This is a genomic window from Maribellus maritimus (assembly GCF_022267315.1).
GTDB classification, from domain to species: Bacteria; Bacteroidota; Bacteroidia; order Bacteroidales; family Prolixibacteraceae; genus Draconibacterium; species Draconibacterium maritimum.
In genome coordinates this window covers 68,700-93,881 of record NZ_JAIKLE010000024.1, presented here as the reverse complement: position 1 = coordinate 93,881, position 25,182 = coordinate 68,700, and the positions used below count along the sequence as shown (strand labels likewise).

The 25,182-nt window shown below is 37.0% G+C and carries 19 protein-coding genes; 4 read left to right on the top strand and 15 right to left on the bottom strand.

All coding sequences use genetic code 11. The features are described from left to right. Positions 1 to 5: 5 nt before the first annotated feature. Positions 6 to 1,166 (bottom strand): Gfo/Idh/MocA family protein, encoded by a 1,161-nt coding sequence (locus K5G00_RS19740; RefSeq protein WP_238767957.1) that lies wholly within the window; start codon positions 1,164 to 1,166, stop codon positions 6 to 8. 274 nt (positions 1,167 to 1,440) lie between these two features. Between K5G00_RS19740 and K5G00_RS19735 the strand changes: the two genes are divergently transcribed. After that, positions 1,441 to 2,370: a hydroxypyruvate isomerase family protein gene (locus tag K5G00_RS19735; protein WP_238767956.1), complete on the top strand. Its 930-nt coding sequence runs from the start codon at positions 1,441 to 1,443 to the stop codon at positions 2,368 to 2,370. Between the two features lie 217 nt (positions 2,371 to 2,587). Beyond that, on the top strand, positions 2,588 to 3,511 hold the full coding sequence (locus K5G00_RS19730; protein ID WP_238767955.1) for a hydroxypyruvate isomerase family protein: 924 nt from the start codon (positions 2,588 to 2,590) through the stop codon (positions 3,509 to 3,511). 52 nt (positions 3,512 to 3,563) lie between these two features. Here K5G00_RS19730 and K5G00_RS19725 read toward each other — a convergent pair whose 3' ends face one another. The 8 genes from K5G00_RS19725 to K5G00_RS19690 form a co-directional block, all read right to left on the bottom strand. Then, positions 3,564 to 6,365 (bottom strand): glycoside hydrolase family 2 protein, encoded by a 2,802-nt coding sequence (locus K5G00_RS19725; protein ID WP_238767954.1) that lies wholly within the window; start codon positions 6,363 to 6,365, stop codon positions 3,564 to 3,566. A gap of 6 nt (positions 6,366 to 6,371) precedes the next feature. Continuing rightward, positions 6,372 to 7,025, bottom strand: coding sequence for an HAD family hydrolase (locus K5G00_RS19720; RefSeq protein ID WP_238767953.1), 654 nt, complete (start codon positions 7,023 to 7,025; stop codon positions 6,372 to 6,374). 99 nt (positions 7,026 to 7,124) lie between these two features. Continuing rightward, entirely contained in the window at positions 7,125 to 7,475 is a 351-nt protein-coding gene (locus tag K5G00_RS19715) for a carboxypeptidase-like regulatory domain-containing protein (protein WP_238767952.1), read from the bottom strand. 146 nt (positions 7,476 to 7,621) lie between these two features. Further along, positions 7,622 to 8,083 carry a toxin-antitoxin system YwqK family antitoxin gene (locus K5G00_RS19710; RefSeq protein ID WP_238767951.1) on the bottom strand — a complete coding sequence of 154 codons (462 nt, stop codon included), beginning with the start codon at positions 8,081 to 8,083 and terminating at the stop codon, positions 7,622 to 7,624. Between the two features lie 275 nt (positions 8,084 to 8,358). Next, a complete protein-coding gene (locus K5G00_RS19705; protein ID WP_238767950.1) occupies positions 8,359 to 11,250 on the bottom strand; it encodes a TonB-dependent receptor in 2,892 nt (963 codons plus the stop codon). Between the two features lie 143 nt (positions 11,251 to 11,393). Next, a complete protein-coding gene (locus K5G00_RS19700; RefSeq protein WP_238767949.1) occupies positions 11,394 to 12,896 on the bottom strand; it encodes a hypothetical protein in 1,503 nt (500 codons plus the stop codon). Positions 12,897 to 13,227: 331 nt separating this feature from the next. Then, entirely contained in the window at positions 13,228 to 14,994 is a 1,767-nt protein-coding gene (locus K5G00_RS30080; RefSeq protein ID WP_238767948.1) for a sensor histidine kinase, read from the bottom strand. Positions 14,995 to 15,019: 25 nt separating this feature from the next. Then, positions 15,020 to 15,700 carry a response regulator transcription factor gene (locus K5G00_RS19690; RefSeq protein ID WP_238767947.1) on the bottom strand — a complete coding sequence of 227 codons (681 nt, stop codon included), beginning with the start codon at positions 15,698 to 15,700 and terminating at the stop codon, positions 15,020 to 15,022. 248 nt (positions 15,701 to 15,948) lie between these two features. Between K5G00_RS19690 and K5G00_RS19685 the strand changes: the two genes are divergently transcribed. Together K5G00_RS19685 and K5G00_RS19680 are read left to right on the top strand one after the other, a co-directional pair. Next, positions 15,949 to 16,935 carry a porin gene (locus tag K5G00_RS19685; RefSeq protein WP_238767946.1) on the top strand — a complete coding sequence of 329 codons (987 nt, stop codon included), beginning with the start codon at positions 15,949 to 15,951 and terminating at the stop codon, positions 16,933 to 16,935. 10 nt (positions 16,936 to 16,945) lie between these two features. Beyond that, positions 16,946 to 18,259: a hypothetical protein gene (locus tag K5G00_RS19680; RefSeq protein ID WP_238767945.1), complete on the top strand. Its 1,314-nt coding sequence runs from the start codon at positions 16,946 to 16,948 to the stop codon at positions 18,257 to 18,259. 131 nt (positions 18,260 to 18,390) lie between these two features. Here the strand turns inward: K5G00_RS19680 and K5G00_RS19675 are convergent, their stop codons facing one another. From K5G00_RS19675 to K5G00_RS19650, 6 genes are all read right to left on the bottom strand, one after another. Next, positions 18,391 to 19,239, bottom strand: a complete 849-nt coding sequence (locus K5G00_RS19675; RefSeq protein ID WP_238767944.1) for a UDP-2,3-diacylglucosamine diphosphatase — start codon at positions 19,237 to 19,239, stop codon at positions 18,391 to 18,393. 110 nt (positions 19,240 to 19,349) lie between these two features. Next, positions 19,350 to 20,456: a phytase gene (locus K5G00_RS19670; protein ID WP_238767943.1), complete on the bottom strand. Its 1,107-nt coding sequence runs from the start codon at positions 20,454 to 20,456 to the stop codon at positions 19,350 to 19,352. A gap of 100 nt (positions 20,457 to 20,556) precedes the next feature. Further along, positions 20,557 to 21,642, bottom strand: coding sequence for a TonB-dependent receptor domain-containing protein (locus tag K5G00_RS19665; RefSeq protein WP_317235559.1), 1,086 nt, complete (start codon positions 21,640 to 21,642; stop codon positions 20,557 to 20,559). Between the two features lie 315 nt (positions 21,643 to 21,957). Continuing rightward, entirely contained in the window at positions 21,958 to 22,341 is a 384-nt protein-coding gene (locus tag K5G00_RS19660) for a hypothetical protein (RefSeq protein ID WP_238767941.1), read from the bottom strand. A 273-nt stretch (positions 22,342 to 22,614) separates the two neighbouring features. Next, positions 22,615 to 24,885 carry an inorganic phosphate transporter gene (locus K5G00_RS19655; protein WP_238767940.1) on the bottom strand — a complete coding sequence of 757 codons (2,271 nt, stop codon included), beginning with the start codon at positions 24,883 to 24,885 and terminating at the stop codon, positions 22,615 to 22,617. Positions 24,886 to 24,962: 77 nt separating this feature from the next. Then, complete coding sequence (locus K5G00_RS19650) at positions 24,963 to 25,181, bottom strand: hypothetical protein (protein ID WP_238767939.1); 219 nt, start codon at positions 25,179 to 25,181, stop codon at positions 24,963 to 24,965. Between the last annotated feature and the right edge of the window lies 1 nt (position 25,182).

Genomic DNA, 25,182 nt, shown 5'->3' with positions numbered 1-25,182 from the left:
TTAAATTATTCCCCAAATTTTACCCACTTAATTTCATTATCGTAACCTGCTTTCACAACAGTATCAATAAACTGCATTCCGCGGATTCCGTCTTCAACATTTGGAAAATCCAACATCTCAGCAGTTGGTTCATTTCCATCTTTTTTTGCCATAACAGTCCACGCAAAATTTCGGTAAATATTAGCAAAGGCTTCGAGGTAACCTTCCGGATGCCCACCGGGTGTTCTTGTATTATGCGTAGCAACAGCGCTATTCATGCTTGTTCCAACCCGCAAAATCTGTGTTGGTTTATCAAGCCATTTTGCGATAAGCGAATTTGGTTCATGCTGAAACCACTCCAATCCACCTTTTTCACCGTAAACCCGAATTCTAATTGCATTCTCTTCACCGGCTGCAATCTGTGTGGCCATTAGTACTCCTTTCGCGCCATTTTCAAATCGCATTAAGGCAGCGCCGTCATCGTCCAATAAACGGTTCGGGACAAATACGTTAAGCTCTGCACAAAGTTCGGTCACTTTTAAACCTGTAATATATTCTGCCAACTGGTGAGCATGTGTACCAATGTCTCCCATACATCCTGCTTTTCCCGATTTCTTAGGGTCAGTTCTCCAGGAAGCTTGTGCGTTCCCCTGTTCTTCTACTCTTGCAGAAAGCCAGCCCTGAGGATATTCAACGAATACTTTTCTTATTTCACCAAGTTCCCCGTCGGCAACCATTTGCCGCGCATGTTTCACTGCAGGGTATCCTGAATAAGTATGGGTAAGTGCCAAAGTTAAACCTGTTTCCTCAACTTTTGCCTTCAATTGTAAAGCTTCATCAAGTGTGAAAGTAATTGGCTTATCCAGAACGACATTAAACCCATTTTCCAACGCCATCATTGCAGGAGCAAAATGGACAAAATTTGGAGTAACGATGGAAACAAAATCCATACGCTCACCGTCAGGAAGCTTCGCCTCTTTTTCAAACATTTCCTGATAAGTTTCGTAAACACGGTCTTCCGGCAAATAATATAATTTTCCTGATGATTTTGAGATTTCAGGGTTAACACTAAAACAACCACAAACCAGCTCTATCTGATTGTCCATAAAAGCCGCCAAACGATGAATTGCTCCAATAAAAGCATCGGTTCCTCCACCGACCATACCCATTCTAAGTTTTCTATTCATAATATTACGTTTTTGTTGATTTAGAAATAAGTTGATAAAATTAACAACTCTTTAGGAGGAAACAAAGATGAAAATATGGATTAACTCGTTTCAATGACATATTTAACAAAATCCGGATTAAAAAAACAGCGGATTGTTCAAAAACCTACTCCTTTAAAAAAGAAAATATCTCCGGCAATCAATAATAAAGAATTAATTATTAAAGCGAGGTTTTAAACATCATTTCATTATTTTTACCTCCAATATTGAATTTTATAAAATAAACCAATAAACCATGAAAAGAAGAAATTTTATTAAAAACACCGCAGCCAGTGGAATGGCACTAACGGGGTTAACCGCGATGACGGCAGCTGCAACTACTGAGACCGTTTCATCCAATTCAGCAAAATTTAAACTAAAATATGCGCCCGGACTGGGAACATTTCGCGAAAATGCCGGTCAGGACCCGATTGACAATATAAAATTTATTGCAGACCAGGGCTTTACAGCAGTCTTTGATAACGGATTAATGGGAAGAAGCCCGGAAATGCAGGAAAAAATTGGAAACGAACTTGCACGACTTGGAATGGACCTGGGACCTTTTATTGTTTATGCCGACCACGGAAAGAAATATATGGTTACCAATGATACTGAAGTAAAAGAATTATTAAAAGCAAAAACTACGGAGGCGCTCGAAGTTCAAAAAAGAACAGGAGCAAAGACCGGGTTGATTACTCCGGGATTGTATGATGAAAGGATGGACTGGGATTACCAAACCATAAATGTTGTCGAAAACATGCGAATCTGTTGCGACATAGCAGGGAAAACCGGTTTGGAATTGGTTCTGGAACCATTAAATCATCAGGTAAACCACCCGGGATTATTTTTAACTAAAATGCCTCAGGCAAAGCTGATTTGTGTTGCAGTAAATCATCCAAGCTGTAAAATAGTTGACGATTTGTACCACCAGCAGATAACTGAAGGAAACCTTATAATGAATATCGATTTGTGCTGGGATTACATCGGAGCTTTCCATATTGGAGACAATCCGGGAAGGAAAGAACCGACCACAGGCGAAATAAATTACAAAAATATATTCAAACATATTTACGACAAAGGCTACAACGGTACGCTTTGTTGTGAACACGGGAAAAGCAAACAAGGGAAAGAAGGAGAAATGGCGCTGATTAAGGCTTATCGCCAGGTAGATTCATTTGATGCTTAATAAAACTATATAAGATTTCAGGAGGCTGTTCATTTTTGATACAGCCTTTTTTGTAGAATTAATTTTGAACTTTTTCAAACACCTTTTGTAATAATTAGTGAAAATTTGAGTATGACTTCTGTGCTCAGCGTATTTTTGAGATGTCATTCAGAATAAAAAACGCCGACATTTCACTATTTTTACTTTAAATACAATATTTAACAAACCAATGTAAACCATGAAAAGAAGAAATTTTATAAAAAACACCGCAGCCGGTGGAATGGCTTTAACCGGGCTGGCCTCAGTAGCAGGAGTTACAGCCTCAGAAACGGTCTCATCTGCTCCAGTTTCATTTAAATTAAATTATGCTCCACACCTTGGTATGTTTAAAAATAGCGCGGGAGACGACCCGATTGACCAGATTAAATTTATGGCCGATCAGGGTTTTACGGCTTTTGAGGATAATGGTATGATGGGACGGGAGCCTGCAATGCAAACAAAAATGGGCGAAACCCTTGCCAAGCTGAATATGACAATGGGTGTTTTTGTCGTCGACAAAGGAGGAAACCTCGCCAATCCTTTTGCTGCCGGGAAAAAGGAATATCTGGATATTTTCCTTGATGGTTGTAAAAGAGCAGTAGATGTTGCCAAACGTGTTAATGCCAAATGGATGACAGTTGTTCCGGGAAGTTTCGAGAGAAGGCTTCCGACTGGAATACAAGATGCCAATGTTATTGACGCTCTTCGAAGAGGAGCTGAAATTCTTGAACCTCACGGACTGGTAATGGTACTTGAACCCTTGTCGGATTCTCCCGATCTTTATTTGCAAACTTCAGATCAAACCTACATGATTTGTAAAGCAGTAAATAGTCCTTCCTGCAAAATTTTATATGATATCTACCACATGCAAAAAAATGAGGGCAATGTTATTACAAACATGGAACGTACCTGGGATGAAATTGCCTACATCCAAATCGGTGATAATCCCGGACGTAAAGAACCGACGACCGGAGAAATAAACTATAAAAATGTGTTTAAATTCATCTACGAAAAAGGATATACAGGTGTTATGGGAATGGAGCATGGCATTTCGAAACAAGGCATTGAAGGAGAAAAGCGGTTGATAGAAGCCTACAAAGAAGTGGACTCGTTTGAAGTATAAGCATAAAATATGAAACAATAAAACCCGGATTAAAAAGTCCGGGTTTTATTGTTTATTGCGATTTTTTTATCCACAATGTTAAGTCCATCGGATACATCCCTGAATTTTCGCCATATACCGAAAGCCCACCCCTGTTTTCGGTCGATTCGTCAACAAATAAACGAATAGTAACTTTCCCTGTTTCAAGTGCTGATTTTTTTGAAGTTTCATCCAGATCGGCTTTAACAAGAAAACCATACGAACCTGCTTCATCAAGTAACCACGGTCTGCTGTGGTCATCGCTTCCCCATTCCCAGCCTGGTTCCTGATTCATCCAGGAAAGAATTCCCCGATGGTCAGCAGGGTCATCCGGCAACTCAACAGTCGCGATTAACTGATCATTTGCATTTATTTTTACAATAGCACCGTGTAATTTTTCATCCGTTTGCAGGTAACTGTTTTTTCCGTATCCTGCATCAATTCCTTTTTCAGTCACTACAGTCATTCCTATTTTCTCGGCTTCACCTTCTTCTAAATATTTGCTCTGTGGATAGCGGGAAGCAAGTTCGGCTCTGAATTCTATACTTTCAACTTTGTCAACATCCAAATCTTTTGGCAGCTCAAATTCATATCCGAAATATCCGGAGCCCATCCCCCAGACTTTATTTCCGTTTTGTGGCGATAAATGTTTAATATTCCACGATGCTTCGGTAAAATCTTCCGGAGACTGCGTGACAGTAAGATATCCAGAATCATCACCTTCGACTTTAAAAGGGACAAAATTTCGCTGAAGTACATTTCCTTTTGAATCTTCTAGTGCTACAGAAAAAATTACAACTCCGGTCTTATCCGGTAGGTTTACTTTTACCGCCTGCAACTCAGTATAACTAAAAGGCTGTGCAGAAATATCTGTTTCACCTGAAGTAATGTTGTATTTTTCACCAATTTCATCCCAGCCATAAACGGAATATCTCAATTTCAGTTCACCGGGAATATCTGAAGTAACAGCACTGATTCCGACAGGAATTTCAATGTCACTCCCGCCCTTGTATGTTTGAAAAAAATCTTCTCCGACAACCACATATAAATCGGAATGGAAATCTTTCATTGTCATATCGGGGCAAAGCTCATCAAGACCAAATTTCTTTTCCGAACGGTCAAAACGATAATATCCGTTCCATTCATTAATTACGTCATGAAATTCTGTAAATAAAAATCCGGCAATTTCAGGTCGTTTCCTAAATTCGTTCATCATAATATGGTATTCCCACGTGATATCAATATCACCAGTGCTGCCACTGTACCCCCAAACGGCACCACATTCCGAATTAAACATCGGCACATTGGTTTGTTCGTTTTTCCCAATATAATTAAAAGAAGATCCCGGAAATGTACTATCTACAACCATATCGAGAAATCCGGCCCAGTGACGTGCAGGCGAATATCTGTGCCAGGTGTTAATATCGGTAATTACGTGATCCCAATTACATGGTGAATTATCTTCAATTAATCGCGTTGGATCATATTCTTTTGTTTTATGGTACCAGCTTCTCACCCATTCCTGCGTTTCGGTTGTATACGAACGCTTCCCGTCTTCATCGTTACTAAACAGCCCCCAGGTTTCGTTAAAAAGAACCCATGAAAAAATACTCGGGTGATTGTAATCGCGCTCAATTTCCTTTTCCGCAATATATTCCCAGTTTGCTTTGGCGGTGCTGTCGGGTTCTCCCCAAAAATTGGGAATATCTTCCATGATTAATAAACCCAGTTTATCGGCCCAATACAATTTCCGGGGCATCTCGGCTTTTATATGAATCCGAAGTCCGTTTAAACCAAAATTCTTTGCTCGTTGAATCTCTTCTTTCATAAATTCATCAGATGGGAAAGTATAAAAACCCTGGGGATGATAACTTTGGTCAAGGGTGAGTTTCATATAAACAGGCTTATTGTTCAAAGCCACATATTGAAAGTCCTTGCCCGGAACTTCTACCGCAGAAATTTTCCTCATTCCAAAATAAGTTGAGACTTCGTCTGTAAAACTTTCACTTGAAACGGTTGCGCTTACTTCATATAAAAATGGATTATCCAAATCCCAAAGTTTCATATTTGTTATGGGTACAATAAATTTTCCGGAATTTCTGTTCGCCGGAATTTCTGTTACAAAATCAATGTTATTATTTTTTCCTGCTAAATGAAAAGTGTATGCTGAAGCAGATCTTTCCTTAAAAAATACTTCAACCACCAGCTGACTTTTATCGATATCCGGGGTAAATTTTATGTTTTTAATGTAATTATCGGGGCGCCCTTCCAAATAAACCGTATTCCAGATTCCTTTTGCATTCCCGTAATATTGTTTTCCCGACGGGCGATTGTCGAGTTCCTCATCTTCTACCCGCACAACCATCTGATTCTCTCCTGATTTTAGAAATTCAGAAATGTTAAAATCGAAAGGAATGTAACCTCCCGAATGCTCTCCTACTTTCTGCCCGTTTACCCACAATGTGGTATTAAAATCGCAGGCCGAAAAAACAAGATAAACATTTTGCTGTTCCCAGTTTTTGTTTTCATCCAAAACAAAAGTTCTGTAATACCAACCCACATTTACATCCGGTCGCTCTACACCACTCATAGAACTGGCCCAGGAGAAAGGAACCAGAATCTCTTCATCAAAAAATTCAGCTTCACTTTGCCATTCTTCTTTTAGTCCGACATTTAATGAGTCGGATCTAAAATTCCATTTCCCGTTCAAATTTTGCCAGAGAGACCGCTCAAAACCGGGACGCGGATGTTCAGCCAAAGGGATTTGTTCTTCCTCCCTGTTGCAGGAAAATATCAAACCCGCTAAAAATAAAAATACGTAAAGCTTTAACTTCATAATCGATTAGTTGAAAATTTCTGTGCAAATAAAATTAAGCGAAATTTCGGAAAAATCAGAAAAGATATGTTCCGCATACTTGTGCTCATCTGCTTTTAACGAAGTGGTAATTGCCACCACCCTGGCGCCGGCATCCAAAGCAGCTTTTGTTCCGGAAAGACTATCTTCAAAAACAATACAGTTCTCCGGGGCCTTCTTCAATAGTTGGGTTGCTTTCAGATAAATTTCGGGATCGGGTTTGCCTTTTATTACCATTGAATCATCGACAATTACATCAAAATAACATTTTATGTTTAGACCATTCAAAACAAAATCAACATTCTCCGGTGATGCGGAAGTAGCTACTGCAACAGGAATATTATTCTTTTTTAACTCATTGAGAAATGAAACCAACCCGGGGACCGGCTTTAGCTCGGGTTTATATATCTCACGGTAAATTTTTTCTTTTTCGTTACCCAATTTTTGAATCTCGTCTTTGGTCAGTTCTTTATTAAAAAGAATGGGTAAAACCTGTTCGTTAACCCGCCCAAAAAATGTTTTTCTAAAATTCTCTTTGGAAAAAGGAACTTGATGCTTGTAACAAAATTTCTTCCAGGCCAGATAATGGAATTCGCCATTGTCAACTATAACTCCATCCATATCAAAAACAACTGCAAACATTGTAGTCTTTTTTGGGTTAGAATGGAAAATTAAGATAATAATCGCAAACAAAAAAAGCCACCTTATACAAAGTGGCTTTTGTTATATAAATCTCAATTTTTATTTGGTTTGCTGAAGCTCCAGTTCCAACATATTTGTACGAGAGCTTATTTCCAGATTTTCAAGCTTTTCACTTTCATAAGAAATATAATTAGCTGAAACATTATAATTCCCGGGAGCAATATTATCAAAACTAAAATTACCGTCGAAATCAGTGTAGGTTTTTAATTCCGTTCCCTCTATCTCAACTTCTGCACCAACAAGGTATTCACCTGTCTCTTTATCTTTTACTGTTCCTGTAAAATATACATAGTTGTTTTCCGTGGAAGCTGATTCAACTTTATTCCCATCATCAGCAAATACTGAAAGGGCCAAAAAACTGCTTAAAATAAAAACGACCAGTGACCTCATCTTCGTTTCTGAAATATGGATCAAAAGTAAGTTGAGCGAATTAGAGGATGGTTACAAAAATATTACAAAACGATTAATTTTATTTATAAAAAATCCCACCTACCAATTGCAGACGGGATCTTATTCCGATATACCTAATTCTGATGTTAAAATTCCGAATAACTCCTTTCCATTACCACAAGGCCCATCTCATCATATTTTTTCCAGGTACCTGATTTTTCGCCATCGTCGTATGCCATTTCATAGACCAGTTTTCCTTCATCATTCCATACATACCAGCTCCCGTCTTTTACTCCTTCAACGTAACTTGCCTGGGCAACCTTTGTGCCTTCCATGTTGTAGGTAAACCAAATGCCATCCATTTCATTATTTTTGTATGAACGCACCTCTTTTAACTGGCCATTTTCAAAATAAACTAAATGTTTTCCATCTTTTAATCCATCGGTAAAATGAGCTTCCATTTTTACTTTACCATTGTCAAAATGTGTAGTGTAATCGCCTGAGTAAAGCTCCGAGCCTGAATAATAAAGTCCGTTTATCTCTTTTAAATCCTGTGCTGTAACCGAAATTGTAAATAATACTCCTAAAACTGCTACCATTAGTTTCATTGTAGCCTCCTTTCTTTTTTAATATTTAACTTTGGGTTTGTTAACACAAAATTAACATTAAAATTCAAAAGTGTAATTGTTTTGTAATATTTTTTTAATGGCTTTGAAATATTTAACATTGAAAAATTGAACGGCAGATCTCGCATAAAAGAAAAAAGAGTTGCTAATTCATATGACAAACCCTGACATAAAAAAATGCCAGGGTTCCAATCATAGCGGGTAATTTGCATTACCGGGTAAAGTTTGAATATTTTCTTTAGTTACTCTCTAACAAACTAAAAGGAATATCCCAATTTAAATTGGAAAGTAGTTCCGGGGCTTAAGCGTTCAAAATATTGGTTGCCCGCGTTGTATGACTTAAATACTGATTCCTTTTTGTCACTTAGTATGTTGTCAATTTTGAAGCCAACCTGAAAGTGATCTTTTTCGCCAAAACTTTTACTTGCATTCAGATTCAAACTGTGAAAGGGAACGGTATAAATGTCAGGACGGTCAACAATACCAACATATTGAAGCGTTTGTCCCTGAACGTTGTAATATAAACCGGCCTCAAATCCATTCCAGAATCCTTGTTCTCCACCATCATATGCGAGGCCTGCATTAATTATAAAGGGTGCCTGGCCAGCCATATCACGATATTTCCCTACCGATTGTCCTGTTCTTGCATTATCAAGTCTTGACTGATATTCGGTACTGCTTAATTCAATTTGCGAATAGGTATAAGTATAGTTAAAATTAAAATTGAAATTCTTGAGCTTTTCACTTAATGGCTGCAAACTTTGCCTCAATTCAATTTCGGCACCAACAACTTCACCATCTCCTACATTACGTGGCTGGAACGAGCCAACAAGCGTAAAATATTGTACCATTTCGATGGGATTTCTAAATTTCTTATAAAAAACTCCTGCTGATACCGTTTGCCCCATCCCGTAAAACAACTCCCATCTAAAATCAAAATTATGTATGTCGGTACTGGTCAGGTTACCATCCCAATATTCTACTCCGGCTATATCATCAGCGTCCCGAAATAATCCTCCTACAAAAGTACGACCGCTCACCGGATCGTATATTTCTGCATAAGAAAGTTCTTTGAAAGACGGACGAGCTATCGTTTTTGAATAAGAAAATCTAAGATTTTGATTTTCTGAAAGACTGTAAATAAAATTCAATGCCGGGAAAAAATCCAAATCGTTAAGCACTTCTTCATTATCCAACACAATGGTTCCCAACTGGTTTTGACCAGTATAATTCTGAGTATAATTTTCTACCCTTAACCCAACTATCGCTTTTAACTTCTTTACCGGATTTAATTCTATAGAGGCATATCCGGCAGCGTTATTCACATTCGAGTTGTATTGGTTTGGATTGTTGGGAACAAAAGAAGCATCGTAAGTAACCCCCCGGGAATAATCTCCGTTATAGGGCCACAAATTATCCTGCTTGAAAAGTTCATCCGGATCACCTGTTAATGAAAGGTCCCGAACGTTAATCATATATTTGCGAATAATAAAATCTCTCTCTTTATAGGTGTAGGCACCGCCAAATTTTAGTTTGGCGTCCTCATCGTTAAACTTAAAATCCTTTGTTACATGAATAACTCCGGCATAATTAACTTCTTCCAGCTCTCTCCAAATTCGTTCGGGAAAACCAACCTCTGTTCCAATGGAATAATTTCCGTTTCGGTCCAGATATCTTGTAAATCGAATATCAGGATCCTCGATGCTTGAAAAGGTAGGAGAAAATTTCCATTCCAATTCCCAGCCTTTTTCATAAAACGAATATTTGCCATCAAGTAGCACATTGGAAAGTGCTCTTTGGCTATATTGGAGGTTGTGTTGAAAACCAGAAAATTCAGTTCCCTGATTTGATTTGGCGTAATTAAAAATACCGGCCTGCGACTCCCCATTTTGCAAATGCAATACGTAAAGTCTGTATTTTGCTCTTTTGGTCTTTAAGGCAAGTCCGGCAAGTCCGCTCAAAAGTACATTGTTAACACCATAATTTCCGGTTTGGTGTTCCCTTACCTCCATCTCCGTTACATCTGCATCACTTAAAAGTCCATATCTTCCATACTCTGCATTTTCATAAAAATCAGTATTGTTTTTATATGACGCTGAAAGTGTATATCCCAGAGTATATTTACCTATTTCGAATTGATTACCAAGAGATGCCCCAATGCTATAATCCATAAAACTCTTTTCTTTTACAGCGGCCATATTTGGATTAAAATTCTGCAGGATTTCTCTGTATCTCTGCCCATCTGCCCCCTCAGGATGACTAATAGCATCCGTAAAAAAAGGAATATTCTCGGTTGCAGGAATATCTCTTGTTCCATCATCAAAACCAAGCCAATCTGTATCTCCCCCCTCATAGGTAAGGTAATTGCCATTAAAATGAGAGCTGGAATTATAACCTGCACTCATTGAAATGTTTGCTTTTTTTGATTCGGGGAAATCTTTTATACTAATATTTATTACACCTCCTGTAAAATCAGCTGGTAATTCAGCACTAAATGATTTATTCACTACCAGGTTATCAATAATACTTGTAGGGAAAATATCCATTTGTATTGTATTTCTGTCCGGATCAAGTCCCGGGATGTCCAAGCCATTAAGCATGGTTTTTGTGTAGCGGTCTCCTAAACCACGAACAAATACATATTTACCTCCTTCAACAGAAACACCTGTTACCCTTTTCATTGATGATGCTGCATCTGAGTCACCAATTTTTTTAAGTCCTGCAGAGGAAATACCATCCAAAACAGTTACTGATTTCTTTTTCATCGTAAGCATCGCTGTCTCAGTATTCCTCAAATAACTTGCTGTTACTACGGCTTCATCAAGCTGAATAGTAGCTTCTTCCAGTTTAAGATTATCGAGGACTGTTGCTTCGTTCGACTCAACAACAACGTCGTCAATGTGCAACGTTTCGTAAGAAATAAAAGAAATTCTTAACTGATAGGTACCAGGATCAATACTCAGATTAAATTTCCCATCCAAATCAGTAATAGTTCCAAAAGTTGTACCTTCTACAAAAATGGTCACACCGGGCAAAAATTCGCCAGTCTTTCCATCAAAAACAGATCCCCGGACAAAACCTTTTTGCCCGAAAATGAGTGTAGTAAAAAATAGGGTTAATACTGTAAAAATTAATTTTAATCCCCGCATAATTTTGATTGATTTTTGAAGCTCACTAAATTAATTTACCCGATAATGTTACTGAGCTTCCTTGTAAATGATAATTAAAAACTCACAGGTGATACAAAATACCTGTGAGTTTCTTTATTTTTAATTTCTAAAACTGATAGCTGTTAAAATTCATCCAAAGCTCCAGCAACAGATGTCCATGACCAAGTTGCAAATGCTGAAACATCTGCTCCTACAGTATTTTCACCTGCAGCAACCGGAGTTACATTGGTATCAGAACCATCTAAAAAGAAATCAGTTACAGCTTTGCCTTCAGGCAAAGTAACTTCGAGGTTAGTGAAAGAACAAGTATATTCCGTAGGTACCTGATCAAATACCTGTCCGTCGATAAGGTTGAAAAAATAAATATTACTCATATCGACATTGGTATTTGCATCATTATCAACCAACAAGTTAGCATGTCTTTTTACAACCACTTCATCATCTTCATTAACACCGTAAGTTGTTGCTTTTACAGTTCCGTTTGTGAATAAATAATTTCCTGATACAGCAGCACCTTCCGGGCCATCCAACTCAAAACACATATCTCCGGGAGCAATAATTGCAAAATTATCAACTGAACCTAACCATCCCTGATCTCCGTCGAGGGCATCATCTCCGGTATTCCAAATAACGACATTTTTCACATCAACAGTACCACCAAAGAATTCAACGCCATCATCCTGGTTTGCAACAATTTCAATATTCTCAATTATTGTTCCAGAGCCTACGCCTCCTAAAGAAAGACCGTTAATTTCGTTCCCTTCTCCAATGTTTGTTCCACCATGACGGATGGAAACATATTTAATAATACCAGAGTTATCTTCAGGCTCTGTGCCTCCGTATAAACCGTTCGAATCAGAAGGTGGTATCCCTTCAATTTGTGCAGTTTCAGCATCAGCAGAAATAGGCGCTTTCCCAAGTATTAATAAACCTCCCCACAGGCCATTCATTGTACTACCAAGGTTTGGACTGGCTATTTCTCCCGGCATAATCTCATCAGCTACTGAAGTAAAAATAATAGGTGATTCTGCTGTTCCTTCTGCCATTAATTTAGCTCCACGTGTAATCATCAAAGCAGTAGCATTAGCTTCGGCCCCGGCTTCTCCTTTAACGATGACACCCGGCTCAATGGTAAGAGTAACACCTTCCAGAACGGATATACGACTTTGGAGGATGTAAACTTTCCCTGTTTCCCAAGTGGTGTTTTCCGATATATTTGAACTTACATATACCGTTGTTTGCTCTTCACTTACTGATAAAACGGCAGTTGCATTATCTGACTTTTGATTTGCATCAGTAACAGTTAAAGTAACTGATGCAGCACCCCCTGCAGCATCCGCAGTAAACGAAACCACTACAGTCCCAGAAGTGGCTCCTGCAGCAGGCTCACTTGTAATATTTGCTGATCCTCCTTGTGGAGAAGCAGATGAAGATCCGTATCCTCCTGGAATAGATATCGTGAACGAAACATCTACTGATTGCCCTGCATCAACTGTTGTAGTAGATGAAGGAGCGTTTACTGAAGGCGCATCAGGAATTGCCGGGTCATCGTCATCATCACATGAGTTAAACAAAACAGCTCCAAAAATTAGAGACATCAACAAAAGCAAATTAATCTTTTTCATAGTTTTTAATATTAAATCGTATTAAATCATTTCAATTTTGGGGAGATAAAAACTTTCACTATCTCCTCTGAAACAAGCTTTTTCGGAGGCGAAGCAATACCAATAAAATTACACCATGATTAATATTGGTTTAAGCAATTATTACATTTCATTAACAGAATTGTAATATTTTTCAAAAGGGTTATCTGACACCGTTTTTGCGGTATTAAGAGAGATGTAAAAAGGTGTTCTGCTTTTGCCGAAATAATATTTAGTTAAGGTAAACTATTGAAAATTAACAATAAATTTCCTTTGCCTACAATATAAAACTCAAGAAGCACTATAAAAAAAGTTACTTTTTTGCCAGTGAGAATAAAAACTCGATTCCGCCCTTAGATCGGTTTTTTACAGAAACTTCTCCTTTATGCAACTGAATGGCATTTTTTATAATTGATAAGCCCAAACCAGTACCGCCGGTTTCACGGGATCTGCCTCTGTCAATTCGGTAAAAACGTTCAAAAATACGTGTAAGATGTTCTTCGGGAATGCCCGGACCTGTGTCGGAATAAACAAAGTAAAAATAGCTTTCATCTTCGTGGTAGTTCCGAATTAATATTTTTATTCGTCTGCCTCCGTATTTTATCGAATTTTCAATAAAATTCTGGAAAATTGAAAACAAAAGCGATTCGTTTCCATTTATGATTATCCCTTCTTCGACTCCATTAATAAAATCAATTTTATTATCGGAAATACGACTTGCAAAATTTTCATAAACTTCATCGATAATCCTTTTTATGTCGTTTTGTTTAAATTCAAATAATTCACCGGCATCTTCAATATTATTAAGCAGTGAAACATCGTTAATAAGATTTGTTAATCTTTCTGACTGGAGATAAGCTTTTTCCAAAAAATATCTTCTTTTCTCCTCAACAACGGGCCAGTTACCAATAATAGTTTCCAGATAGCCCTTAATCGAGGCCAGCGGTGTTTTCAACTCGTGAGCAATGTTTGAAGTAAGTTGTTGTTTTAACAAACGTCTTTTTTCCAACCGTGTAATATCGGTAATCATCACCTCAAAACTTTTATCCTGAAAAACAATACTCTGCACCCCAAAATATTTTTCGTTTTTCGAAATAGTGAATTCCACGTGCGGCAAATTATCGGCTTCAAACTTTGTACCGGGCTTCAAATTATCTTTTAAAAATTTATTCAGCCGTTTAAACTCCTGAATCTTAAAAATCTCATTGGGAAGTCGCACCGATTTTCTTGCGATTGTATTTGTAAACTGGATAAAATGGCTATTTGAAAGCGTATTCTCCTTTTTCTTTGTAAAAAAAGCTATTCCTTCGTTGAGTGCATTTAAATGACCAAAAAGCTTTTCCCGTTCTGTCGAAAGTTCATCTTTGGTTCTTTTGAGTTTATTATAAATCTCAATTATCTGGCTGCTAATCATGCCAAGTTCATTGTCGGGAAACCGGATATCCTGTGTGAATAATTCATTTCTGCCTGCCTTAATTGAAAAATCTTCCAATTGTTTTATGGCTTGAGCAAGCCGGCCGGTAACCAAATATAACACGAGCCCGATTATCGCAAAAATGGTGACGATAAAGAAGATAAACGCCCTTTCAGCCTTTAGAAAGTTTTTGACTTCTACATTGTATACTACTGCTGTGCGGATAAAATAATCGGGATAACTTTTGGCGTAATAATAATATTCCTGCAAGGTAGTTGCCGACTTTCTAATATTTGACCCAAAACTCCCACGCATAGCCTTCAGGATCTCAGGTCGTTGAAGATGATTCTCCATTTCTTCGTAATCGGCAACTGAACTGTCATATAAAACAATCCCATTTTTGTCAATCACAGTAATCCTGGTTTTAAAATGCGGAATGATACTTTTTATTTCATCAATTCTACTGATTTTGTTTGCCTGTATCAGTTGGTTTTGTTCAATAAAAAGCTGTGTAATTTCTGTTATATTGTCAAGGGTATTTTCGAGCTGGGCGATGCGGTAATTTTTTTCCCTCTGGTATTGAAAAGTAAGAATTGCAATGGTAAAAAAAACAAATACAATTATAAAATAAAGGAATATTTCGCCACGAAAAGATTTTCTAATCACAATACCAGCTTAAAAGTTCTTAAACCTAACTTCGGAAGCAATATCCGTATCCCGACTTGCCTTTAATTTTTGAACCATAATCTCCAATTTTCTTGCGCAAGCGGGCAATATTAACATCCACATTTCTCTCAGTGACAATAACATCGTCCTGCCAAATTCGTTTCAAAATTTCTTCGCGGTTAATATACTGGTCTCTGTTTTTTAACAACAACGATAAAATTTCAAATTCCTTTCTTGTTAAATTAACATTTATTCCATCAATTGAAGTTGTTTTTTTCTTCAAGTCAATTTTTAAGCTATCATAGAGAATTTGATTCCCTGAATTTTGATTTGAAGTACCACGTTTTAATATTGCTTTTATTCGGGCAACAACTTCTTTAATGGAAAATGGCTTAGGGATATAATCGTCGCCACCTACATTAAATCCGGTTAAAACATCGTTCTCCTCGCCCTTCGCTGTCAGAAAAATAATCGGAACCTCCAGGTTTCTTTCTTTACGTATAACATTTGCTGTTTTAAAGCCTGATATTCCGCCCATCATTACATCCAGTAAAATTAAATCAAACTCTTCCAACGGCTTTTTTAATGCGTCTTCGCCTGAATTGGCAATCTCTATAAGAAATCCTTCGCTTTCAAGATTAAACTGCAGTATTTCACATAAATCTTTTTCGTCGTCAACAATCAGAATTTTTTGCTCGTTTTCCATGATATAATTTGTCCGGTTATCCCGTTACAAAGGTAAATTAAAAAACAAAAGATTTCCAGGTATCAAAGACCAGTTGATAATATCTCAAAACAGCCTGGTTTAGCTAACATTAAGACAATATCAAGTTAACCTTCTCTTAATCTTTGTTTAATCGGGTGTGATATTAGCTGAAGTTTATTACAATTTGATTAATAAAATATTAAAACTGAATCATATATATTTGTGCCCAAAATAAAAACTACATCTGGATGAAGACAAAATTGATAAGCTGTCTGTTCGTATTATTTTCTATCCCCTTGTTTTCGCAGGAAGATTATACTCCCTCAGGGAAAGCCTTTGCAACCATTTTTGCCAACTTTCATCAGGGGATATCCGGCACCAACGAAGCTGCCTTTGAACTGGTAAGGGGATACATTGGTTACGAATACAACTTCAGCCCGGAGTTTTATGCAAAAATAAACGTTGATGTAGGCAGCCCCAACGATCTCTCGCCATATTCAAAACTTCGCCGTTACGCCTATTTTAAAAATGCCTATTTAAGGTATAGCCAGAATAAATTACAAATTGAATTTGGATTAATAAGCCTTAAACAATTTAAGTTGCAGGAAAAAATATGGGAAAGAAGATACCTGATGAAAACCCTCGCTGATGAATACAAACTGGGATCATCCGCTGATTTGGGTGTTAATTTTCATTATAAATTCAACGATTATGTTGATGCTGATTTTACCATAATGAACGGAGAGGGCTACAACAGCGTTCAAATGGATGATGTATTTAAATATGGAGTTGGTTCAACCTTTACTTTTCCAAAAAATTTTACTTCAAGAGTATTTTATGATTTTACATATAACGAAATAAATGAATCGACTTTGCTTCTTTTTACATCGTATGATTATAAAAAAAAGTGGAATATTGCCGGTGAATTTATATTCAGAAAAAATGACGGTTGGGAAGAAAATCGCGACATTTTTGGCCTGTCAGTTTTTGGGAAATACAATATAACCAGCCAATACCAGCTTTTTGCCCGATTTGATAAAATAAGTTCAAACAGAATAAATGGAGAAACCAATCCCTGGAATCTGGCAGATGACGGGACTGCACTTGTCGCAGGAATTCAGTTCAATCCTATAAAAAATATTAAAATGGCCCTGAACTACCATGACTGGTACCCCCGGGCAGCAAATATGGAAGGCCAGGCTTTTATTTTTTTAGATCTGGAAGTTAAAATGTAAAAACCAAAAAATGAAGTATAGGATCATAAGCATATTGTTAATTTTTGTTGCTTTTACAGGCTGCCGAAAAAGCGATTACCTGGTGGAAGGAAGCCAACAGGTTTTAAGCGACGACGGAAGCGGAACAGGAACCGTGACCTGGACAAAAGACAAAGATTACATTCTTGAAGGATTTGTTTTTGTTAATGATGGGCAAACATTAACCATTGAAGCAGGAACTATAATCCGATTTAAACCCGGGCAGGGAGAAAATGCAAGTGCACTGATAATTTCCCGAGGGGGCAAAATTATTGCGAATGGTACAGCCGACGAACCCATCATATTTACATCAGAAGATGATGATTCGGAGGGCGCTGTTGAAAAGAGTGAAACCGGATTGTGGGGAGGTTTAATTATTCTCGGAAACGCTCCTGTAAATATTGAAGGCGGAGAGGCTTCTATTGAAGGAATTCCTTTTGCAGAGCCCCGCGGAATTTATGGTGGCGTAGATGAAACGGATAACTCGGGCGTTTTAAAATATGTTTCAATCCGGCACGGTGGAACAAATATTGGCGACGGGAATGAAATAAACGGATTAACACTGGGTGGCGTAGGAAGTGAAACCGAAATCGATTATGTTGAAGTTATTTCGAATGAGGATGATGGTGTTGAAATTTTTGGGGGAACGGTAAATTTGAAACATGTTGTGGTCTCAGGTTGTGGCGACGATGCTTTTGATTATGACCTGGGATGGTCAGGAAACGGGCAATTCTGGCTTGCACAGCAATCAAACTACATGGGTGACAACCTGATTGAAGCAGGGGGTGGTGTTTCTCCTGTTAATGGCTTGCCTTTTTCTTTACCCACTATTTTTAACGTTACATTAATCGGAAATGGAAATACAAGTGATGGTGCATGTGTTAACTTCAGAAACTATGCAGGCGGCACAATAGCCAATTCTGTGTTTTTAAATAAAAACCAGGGAGTTTTACTCGAAGTTACCGATTCTCAGCACGACTGTTTTTATCAGTGGCAACAAGGAAATCTGGACGTAAAAAATAATCTCTTTTATGATGTTGCTTCCTCAACCTCATCTTCTGTTTTTAAACTCACCGGAATTTATTCTTCAGAACAACAAACAGAATGGGAAAATTATTTTAATATAGCCAAAAACGGAATCTCCAATCCCCAAATCGATTGGTCAAACGGAATTTATATTCCTGAAGAAAAAATCCAGGGCGATATACTAGAAACACCGGTTTCGTGGTTTCAGATTGTGAACTTTAAAGGCGCCTTTGGTGAAAGCAACTGGATAGAAGGTTGGACTTTGCTTACAACAGAGTAAAAGCTAAGAAACCTCCAGATGCAAATTTTGTATACGATTTTGCGTCGTAACATTTAAGAATCCGGATATACATTAGTAAATCCCGGTTGACAGACAATTACTTTCAATAACAAAAGACTTACTCTTCATCATCACGCTCCCAATTCTTTAACAAGCGACATATAAATCTGCTGTGGCTCCGGAAAATCCTGCTCGTCGGATTGAGATTCATCGTCAAAACCATTGTAGTGAAACAAATGCCACTTATCGTGATAAAATTCAGCAGCGGTAAAATTTTCTACCCAATCGCCACAATTTATATATTGCAGTCGTTTACCATTCAAAACTATATGTTTTTCTATTGGAACATGAGTATGACCACAGATTACTGTTTGATATCCTTTTAGCAAGGCAAGATGTGCTACCTGCTGCTCAAACCCCGACAGATGATCATCTTTTATCCATCGTTTCTTGATTCCGTTGTAAAACTGAACTTCCTGTTTCCCAAAAAGCTTTAACAATTTATTGATTTCATTATTTACGATCGAAACAAAACCATAAACTGCCGCCCCCAATTTGGCAAGCCACTTTGTTTTATGAATAATTTTATCAAAAATATCACCATGAAAAATCCAGGTTTTTGTATCTCCTGATTCAAAAATATACTGATTTACAATTTTGAGATTTCCGATTTGAGTAGGAACCATTTTACGCAAAAACTCATCGTGGTTTCCGGAAACATAAATAATCTGAACTCCTTTTTCCATCATCTTAATTAAGTAACGGACAACCTTTAGATGGGGTTTTGGAAAATAATTCCGGCTAAAACGCCAGGAATCGATAATGTCTCCATTCAGCACCAGCAACTTTGGCTGAATTGACTTAAGGTATTTTAGCACTTTTTTGGGCTTGCTACCGTGTGTAGCCAGATGTAAATCTGAAATGACCGAAACCTCTAATTTTCTAGTTTCCAAAACAATACAACTGATTATCTTAATCAAAATTGCAAAATTGGTGTTAACTAACGATTACATAAGTGTTACGTTAAAAATAATTACATTACTGATACTGGTTCAACTACTGTCAAACATTTCCCTGGGAAAAGGGAAAACTAAAAATCATGAATTACCTGTTCAACCATTTCCCAGGAAACAATCTTAAAATTCTGACTCTTCTTTTTACGCCCGTCAAAATTAAAACCGTCCTGAACCACCAGAATTCCTTTGGGAAAATGAGGACCGAGCGGAGCCGATGTAATTTCAATTCCATCGGTTTCTTCTACTCCATCTATACTTCCTTCTGTAATCCGAAAGCTACCAAGATATTTATTGTTCGCCTGTCGTTCAAAAACAGCAAACGAATAATTACCCTGAGATGAAGCAAGCAAATAACCACCTCCGTTTCCGTTATCGAAAATAGCAAGTCCTTCAATGTCGTATTTTATATTGGTATTTTTCTCCGAACTGTTTTCAATAAATGTTCCCTCTGAACCTCCTTCGGGTTCAGCATTATATTTCCAAATTCCGGCTTCTTCCTTTCCAATGTAAAGAATTCCGGTTTTATCATCTGCAATCATCCCCTCGGTTTGGGCACCCAATAAAAAAGAACGAACCAGTTTTGCGTCAATTCTTTTATGATCATCAAACAGTTCCCACTGTTCGACCTCTCCGGCTTTGCTGTTTACAAAAACATAAAATTTGCCTGTTTTTTTACTCTTGTACATTGCCAAACCATACACTTCGTCCGCCATCTTCGAACGGATAACCTTTGAATGCAAAGTATCCAACATTCCGTTGTCATGAATTCTAAATAACGAAATCGAATGGTACGATTGGTTGCTGGCGGCTATGATGTCTACAGTATCGCCATTTATTTTAAAGCCATATCGTAAATCACAGTTGTTCATATTACCGGTAAAATAATAATGCAATTCTTCGCCATTCAGATTATAGGTTACCATTCCCCCTTTTTTATCAGTGCCAATAATTATTGATTTTTCAGGGTATTTTGAATTAACCCAAATAGCCGGATCGTCGGCTGAATCTTCATTCTTTTTTTGGGGAACCGGAAATGTTTCAACTGATGCCGATACAAGCGAAGTGATATGTTTGCCCGCTTTTCGTGACCCCTCGCTCGGACGGCCACATGAAAAAAGTACCATAATCAGGATAACGAGTTCAATAAGAGCAATAAAAAAAATAGCTTCTTTAATCTTCATTCTGAATTTCATTTATAAAATTATCAATAAACTCTTTTACATTTTAAAACACCTCGCAAACCGGGCAGTAATTTTCACGTACACTAATTATTCTACGATACTAAAAGTTCAGTTTTAGTCCGATTTTCCCCCACCAGGAATAGTATTCCTGTTTCACGAGTTTATCCGGAGCACCCATATCAAACTTCTTTGGAACATTCGTAAAATTAATTACATCAACCGATAATTGTAAATTTTCCGCGACAGAAACATTTGTCGTAAAATCAAAATGCCAGGCCTTATTGTAATATTCGTCCAAATCACTGTCGGCACCCAATTCCTGCAAAAAAGCATCATGATAATTTGCGGTTATTTTTGCATAAAAATCAGGCGTTTCGTAAAATAAGGCTATGTTAGCGGTATGCTTTGCCTGGCCGGGAAGTGTAATCTTTTCCTTCTCACCGTTGACATCAAAAAAAGCACTCAGATTATCTTCTCCAAAAATAACCAGTGCATCGCTGTAATTGGCAGGATAGCGTGTATAAATATAAGCTTCCGAAAACGTATAAGTACAATTTGCAAAAACACCAAAATCAGATAGAAAATTATCCCAAAAATACAATTTTGACTGCAATTGTAATTCAGCCCCGTAAACATGGGCATCCAGACCATTCGCCGCGATTGTGATTTTATCAAGCAATGTGCCGGTACTGGCGTCGCTTTGATGGGCAAATCGTGTAAAACAAAATACAAAATCGTCAATCTGCTTATAAAAGAGGCCACCGGAAAACAGGCCCTGTTCGCCGAAGTAAGCTTCGCCCAACAAGTCAAAATTTGTTACTCCGGGATATTTTAAATCCGGATTTCCAAAGCTAAACTCATCATTGTCTTTCTCCTCTCTATACGGTAATACATCCTTAAAATTTGGTCTGGAATAAGTTCGGGTTACCACTGCCCTGAAATTTGTATTTTTGTTCATACTGTACTTTACCAAAAACTGTGGCAGCCAGAATTCGTGTGTACGTTGATCATTTAAAATATCTAAACGTACAAATTTACTGCCGTCGGTTACCACGTTACGCCCTGCGTAATCGATATCTGTTTTTTCGAAACGCACCCCTCCAAACAACATCAGTTTACCAAAATTATGTTTGAACATTCCATAAAATGCGTAAATATTTTTGGAAGCCGTAAAGAAAGTAGAAATCTTTTCATAGAATAAAATTGATATTGTTATTCAAACGAAAATATGCCAAAGCCAATGAACGCTGGTTAAAGAAGAATTAATTAAAAATTAAAAAGTTTTAATTATATCATTACGTTACAGGCGAATAAGCTCGCGTACGGGAACAACAGTATTCCTGCAGCAAGATTTTTTGAGAATAATAGATTGAGGCAAATGTTGACAAAACCATCATTCTTCCTTCTTATCAACATCTCTCTCAAATTGTATTTTTAAATCAGATTAGCTCTGAAAATCCGCCGGACATAATCCACACATTTGCAAAAATCACCATTTACCTCAGTTCTTTATCTTAAAAAAAGTGTTAACTATTTCGTTTGCTTTTTTCTCAAGGAATTTCTGAGCTTCAACAAAAGACTTAATATTTCTATAGCATTTGACAATTCTTAACTGAGGCTCTTTGTATTCAACCTCTTTTCTGAACAAAGACAAAGCAGTATCAACACCTTTTAGTGTAGCTATCTTTTCTGTTTCAAATTCGTAGTAGTAGTTTTTGAGTACTGCAAAAACAAATTCCAATCCCGACTTATTAAAATTTATCTCATAAAATCGGGCATAAATCAGATAAATATTACTATCGGGTAATCCATAAAAATACACAGGCAAGGATGTTCGCAAATGGGTATTGTTCGATTTATACAATAATCTGCAGTTTGATTCCATTTTGTGTATATTTCGAATGAAAAGATACAATTGAAATCAATCGGAAGAAAATACAAGCGATTAAATTTTGATTAATAGTTAATTAATAATCAATAGAATACAGTTTCAAAAAGGCTGTTTTATCCGGAGAAAGTTCACTTGAATCTCAATCAATCGCCGTGAGCATTTTGTTTCACACATCGAAAAAGGCAGGTTGAATTGTTTCCTTCCTCTGTTGCAAAACAACTAACCTAAAATATAAAAGCCATTCTAAATCGAATGGCTTTTATATTCCTATTTGCTTTGTTTATTTGTTACCGTTATAAAATCCCGATATGCTTTTATCAAATTAATATAATGTAAAAGCATATTTTTGGTTTCTGTTAACGTATTAAAATACAATATTGAGTTTCTTGAATTAACGAGTTTACCTTTAATTCTTTTAATTTGTAATTTTTCATAATCTGCAAGTAAATCAACAATTTGATCTCTTTTTTTAATAAGATCAGCAATCAAATCAAATTTGTTTTCTTTTACAATATGCAACATGAAGTTCATAAACTCATCAATTTCTACAACGAGATTTTTCAATTCTTTAGACTGATTTTCTGTAAATGGCTTATGATTATTGTCAAGATGCTCAAATAAGGGCTCAACAGTAAAATTCAACGAGTGTGCAACTTCACGCTGATAGTCTACTATCTGGACGTAGAAATGACCGGAATCAACATTCCCTTCTATCTTCGACAATGTAGTTAAAACTTTATTTTTTTGTTTTTTGGATTTCCGGTTGAGCTCATCCTTTAATTCAAGTCCTTCCCTCAGACCTCCTCTTTTCTCTTTTAGAAAACTTTCAAGGCTAACAGAATAAATTTTACTTGCTGAAAGAATTGAATTTACCACCTGTTTGTTACATTTTGCTAAAACTTTTTCAACTTCGTCTTTTTCCGTAAAAACATCTTCATCTTCAACCTTAGCTTTATCCGAACGCTTTTTAAACATCAGGTGAGTGCGAACAATCATAAAAATGGCTACAGCAACAAAAACAAAAATCATAAATTTTCCACCCAGCGAAATAAATAATGCAATAAGCCCTGAGACAGAAAACGCAATAAGTGCGGTTAAAAACCAACCACCTATTACTGCAAAAACACCTGATATCCTGTAAACTGCACTTTCCCGGTCCCATGCCCTATCGGCCAAAGAAGTTCCCATCGCCACCATAAAAGTTACATAGGTGGTTGACAATGGCAATTTCAGAGATGTACCTATTGCAATTAAGATACTGGCAACCACTAGATTTACAGATGCTCTAACCTTATCAAATGCGGGTGGATCAGGTTCATTTGAAGTGTACGAGAATGGCGCAAACCGGGACCGCACAACACCCGTTAACGAATCCGGAAAAGCTTTAACCAGTTTTTTGTTAAAATTGGTGGTTCCACGTACAATAACTCTCGCGGCAAGAGATGAACCAAATCTTTCGTCACCTTCGTTTTGCCGCGACAGATCAACAGTTGTAGAAACTACAGACTTAGCTTTTCTTGATAAAATTAATGTTGTGATCATCACAAGCCCGGCTATTAATAACATGTAAGTTGGCGTGCCAACCTTCCCTGCGAGCATCTCCATTGTAAACGACTCAGGTGCTGCTGCACCTGCACCGACCCATGCTTTAAACGAGTTATAGCCAGCTAAAGGAACACCAATAAAGTTTACCAAATCATTACCGGCAAAAGCCATTGCCAAAGCAAAGGTTCCTACTAAAACAACTATTTTTAAAATTTTAATGTTAAAAATCCATTTTAGCAACTGAATAAAAGCTACCCAAAAAATAAATCCGTACAAAAGAATTAATCCTGAGTGATGGGATAACCATTCCTGAAGTGTTTCGGTTTCATTAATTTTATAATCAGCATAAGAAGAACCTTTCATTCCTTTAATCAAAATAAAATAAGTAATTGCGGTTATGGCGAGACCACCAAAGATTGCCCCAAAATACTTCATTGATTTCCGGTACTGGAAAGAAAAAACTAACCTTGCAATATATTGCACAATAGCTCCTATAGTGAATGCGATAAAAACAGATAATAAAATTCCGGTAATAATAGCCAAAGCCTTGCCCGAATTTATATAGTTAGCCAATTCTATCGCAACAGAACCACCCATGGTCTTAATTTTAACAATAGACACTGCAACAGCAGCTCCTAATAGTTCAAATACAATTGAAACCGTTGTGGAAGTAGGCATACCGAAAGTGTTGAACATGTCAAGCAGGATTACATCGGTAATCATTACTGCAAGAAAAATGATCATAATCTCGGAAAAGAAAAACATGTCAGGATGAAAGATTCCTTTACGGGCAACCTCCATCATTCCGTTTGAGAAAGTGGCCCCCACAAGAACACCCAAGCTGGCTAAAAGAAATATTACCCATTTTGGCGCGGCTTTTGAGCCTAGAGCAGAATTCAAAAAATTAACAGCATCATTACTCACACCAACAATTAAATCGGAAATTGCTAATGCAAAGAGGATAACAACAAGAATTAGGTAAAAATTTTCCATTATTTAGTTTTTATTATCGGCGGGCAAATATAGAAGCTAAGTAATAATTTAAACACCATCAAAATATTAAATTAACATTAACTAACCATGAAATTACTATTAATCAACGTGTAACAATATTTTTCTAATTTTGTATCCCTAAAAATATCAAAAATGAATAAATTCTCTTCAAGACAAGTAGCTCTGATCATTTCCTTAATTTTAACAATATTTGTTTTTATTATCGGAATTTTCACTTCTAAAACTAACTCATTTTTTTTATTTCTGGCAATCGCGTCTTCTATTTTTTTTCTCATC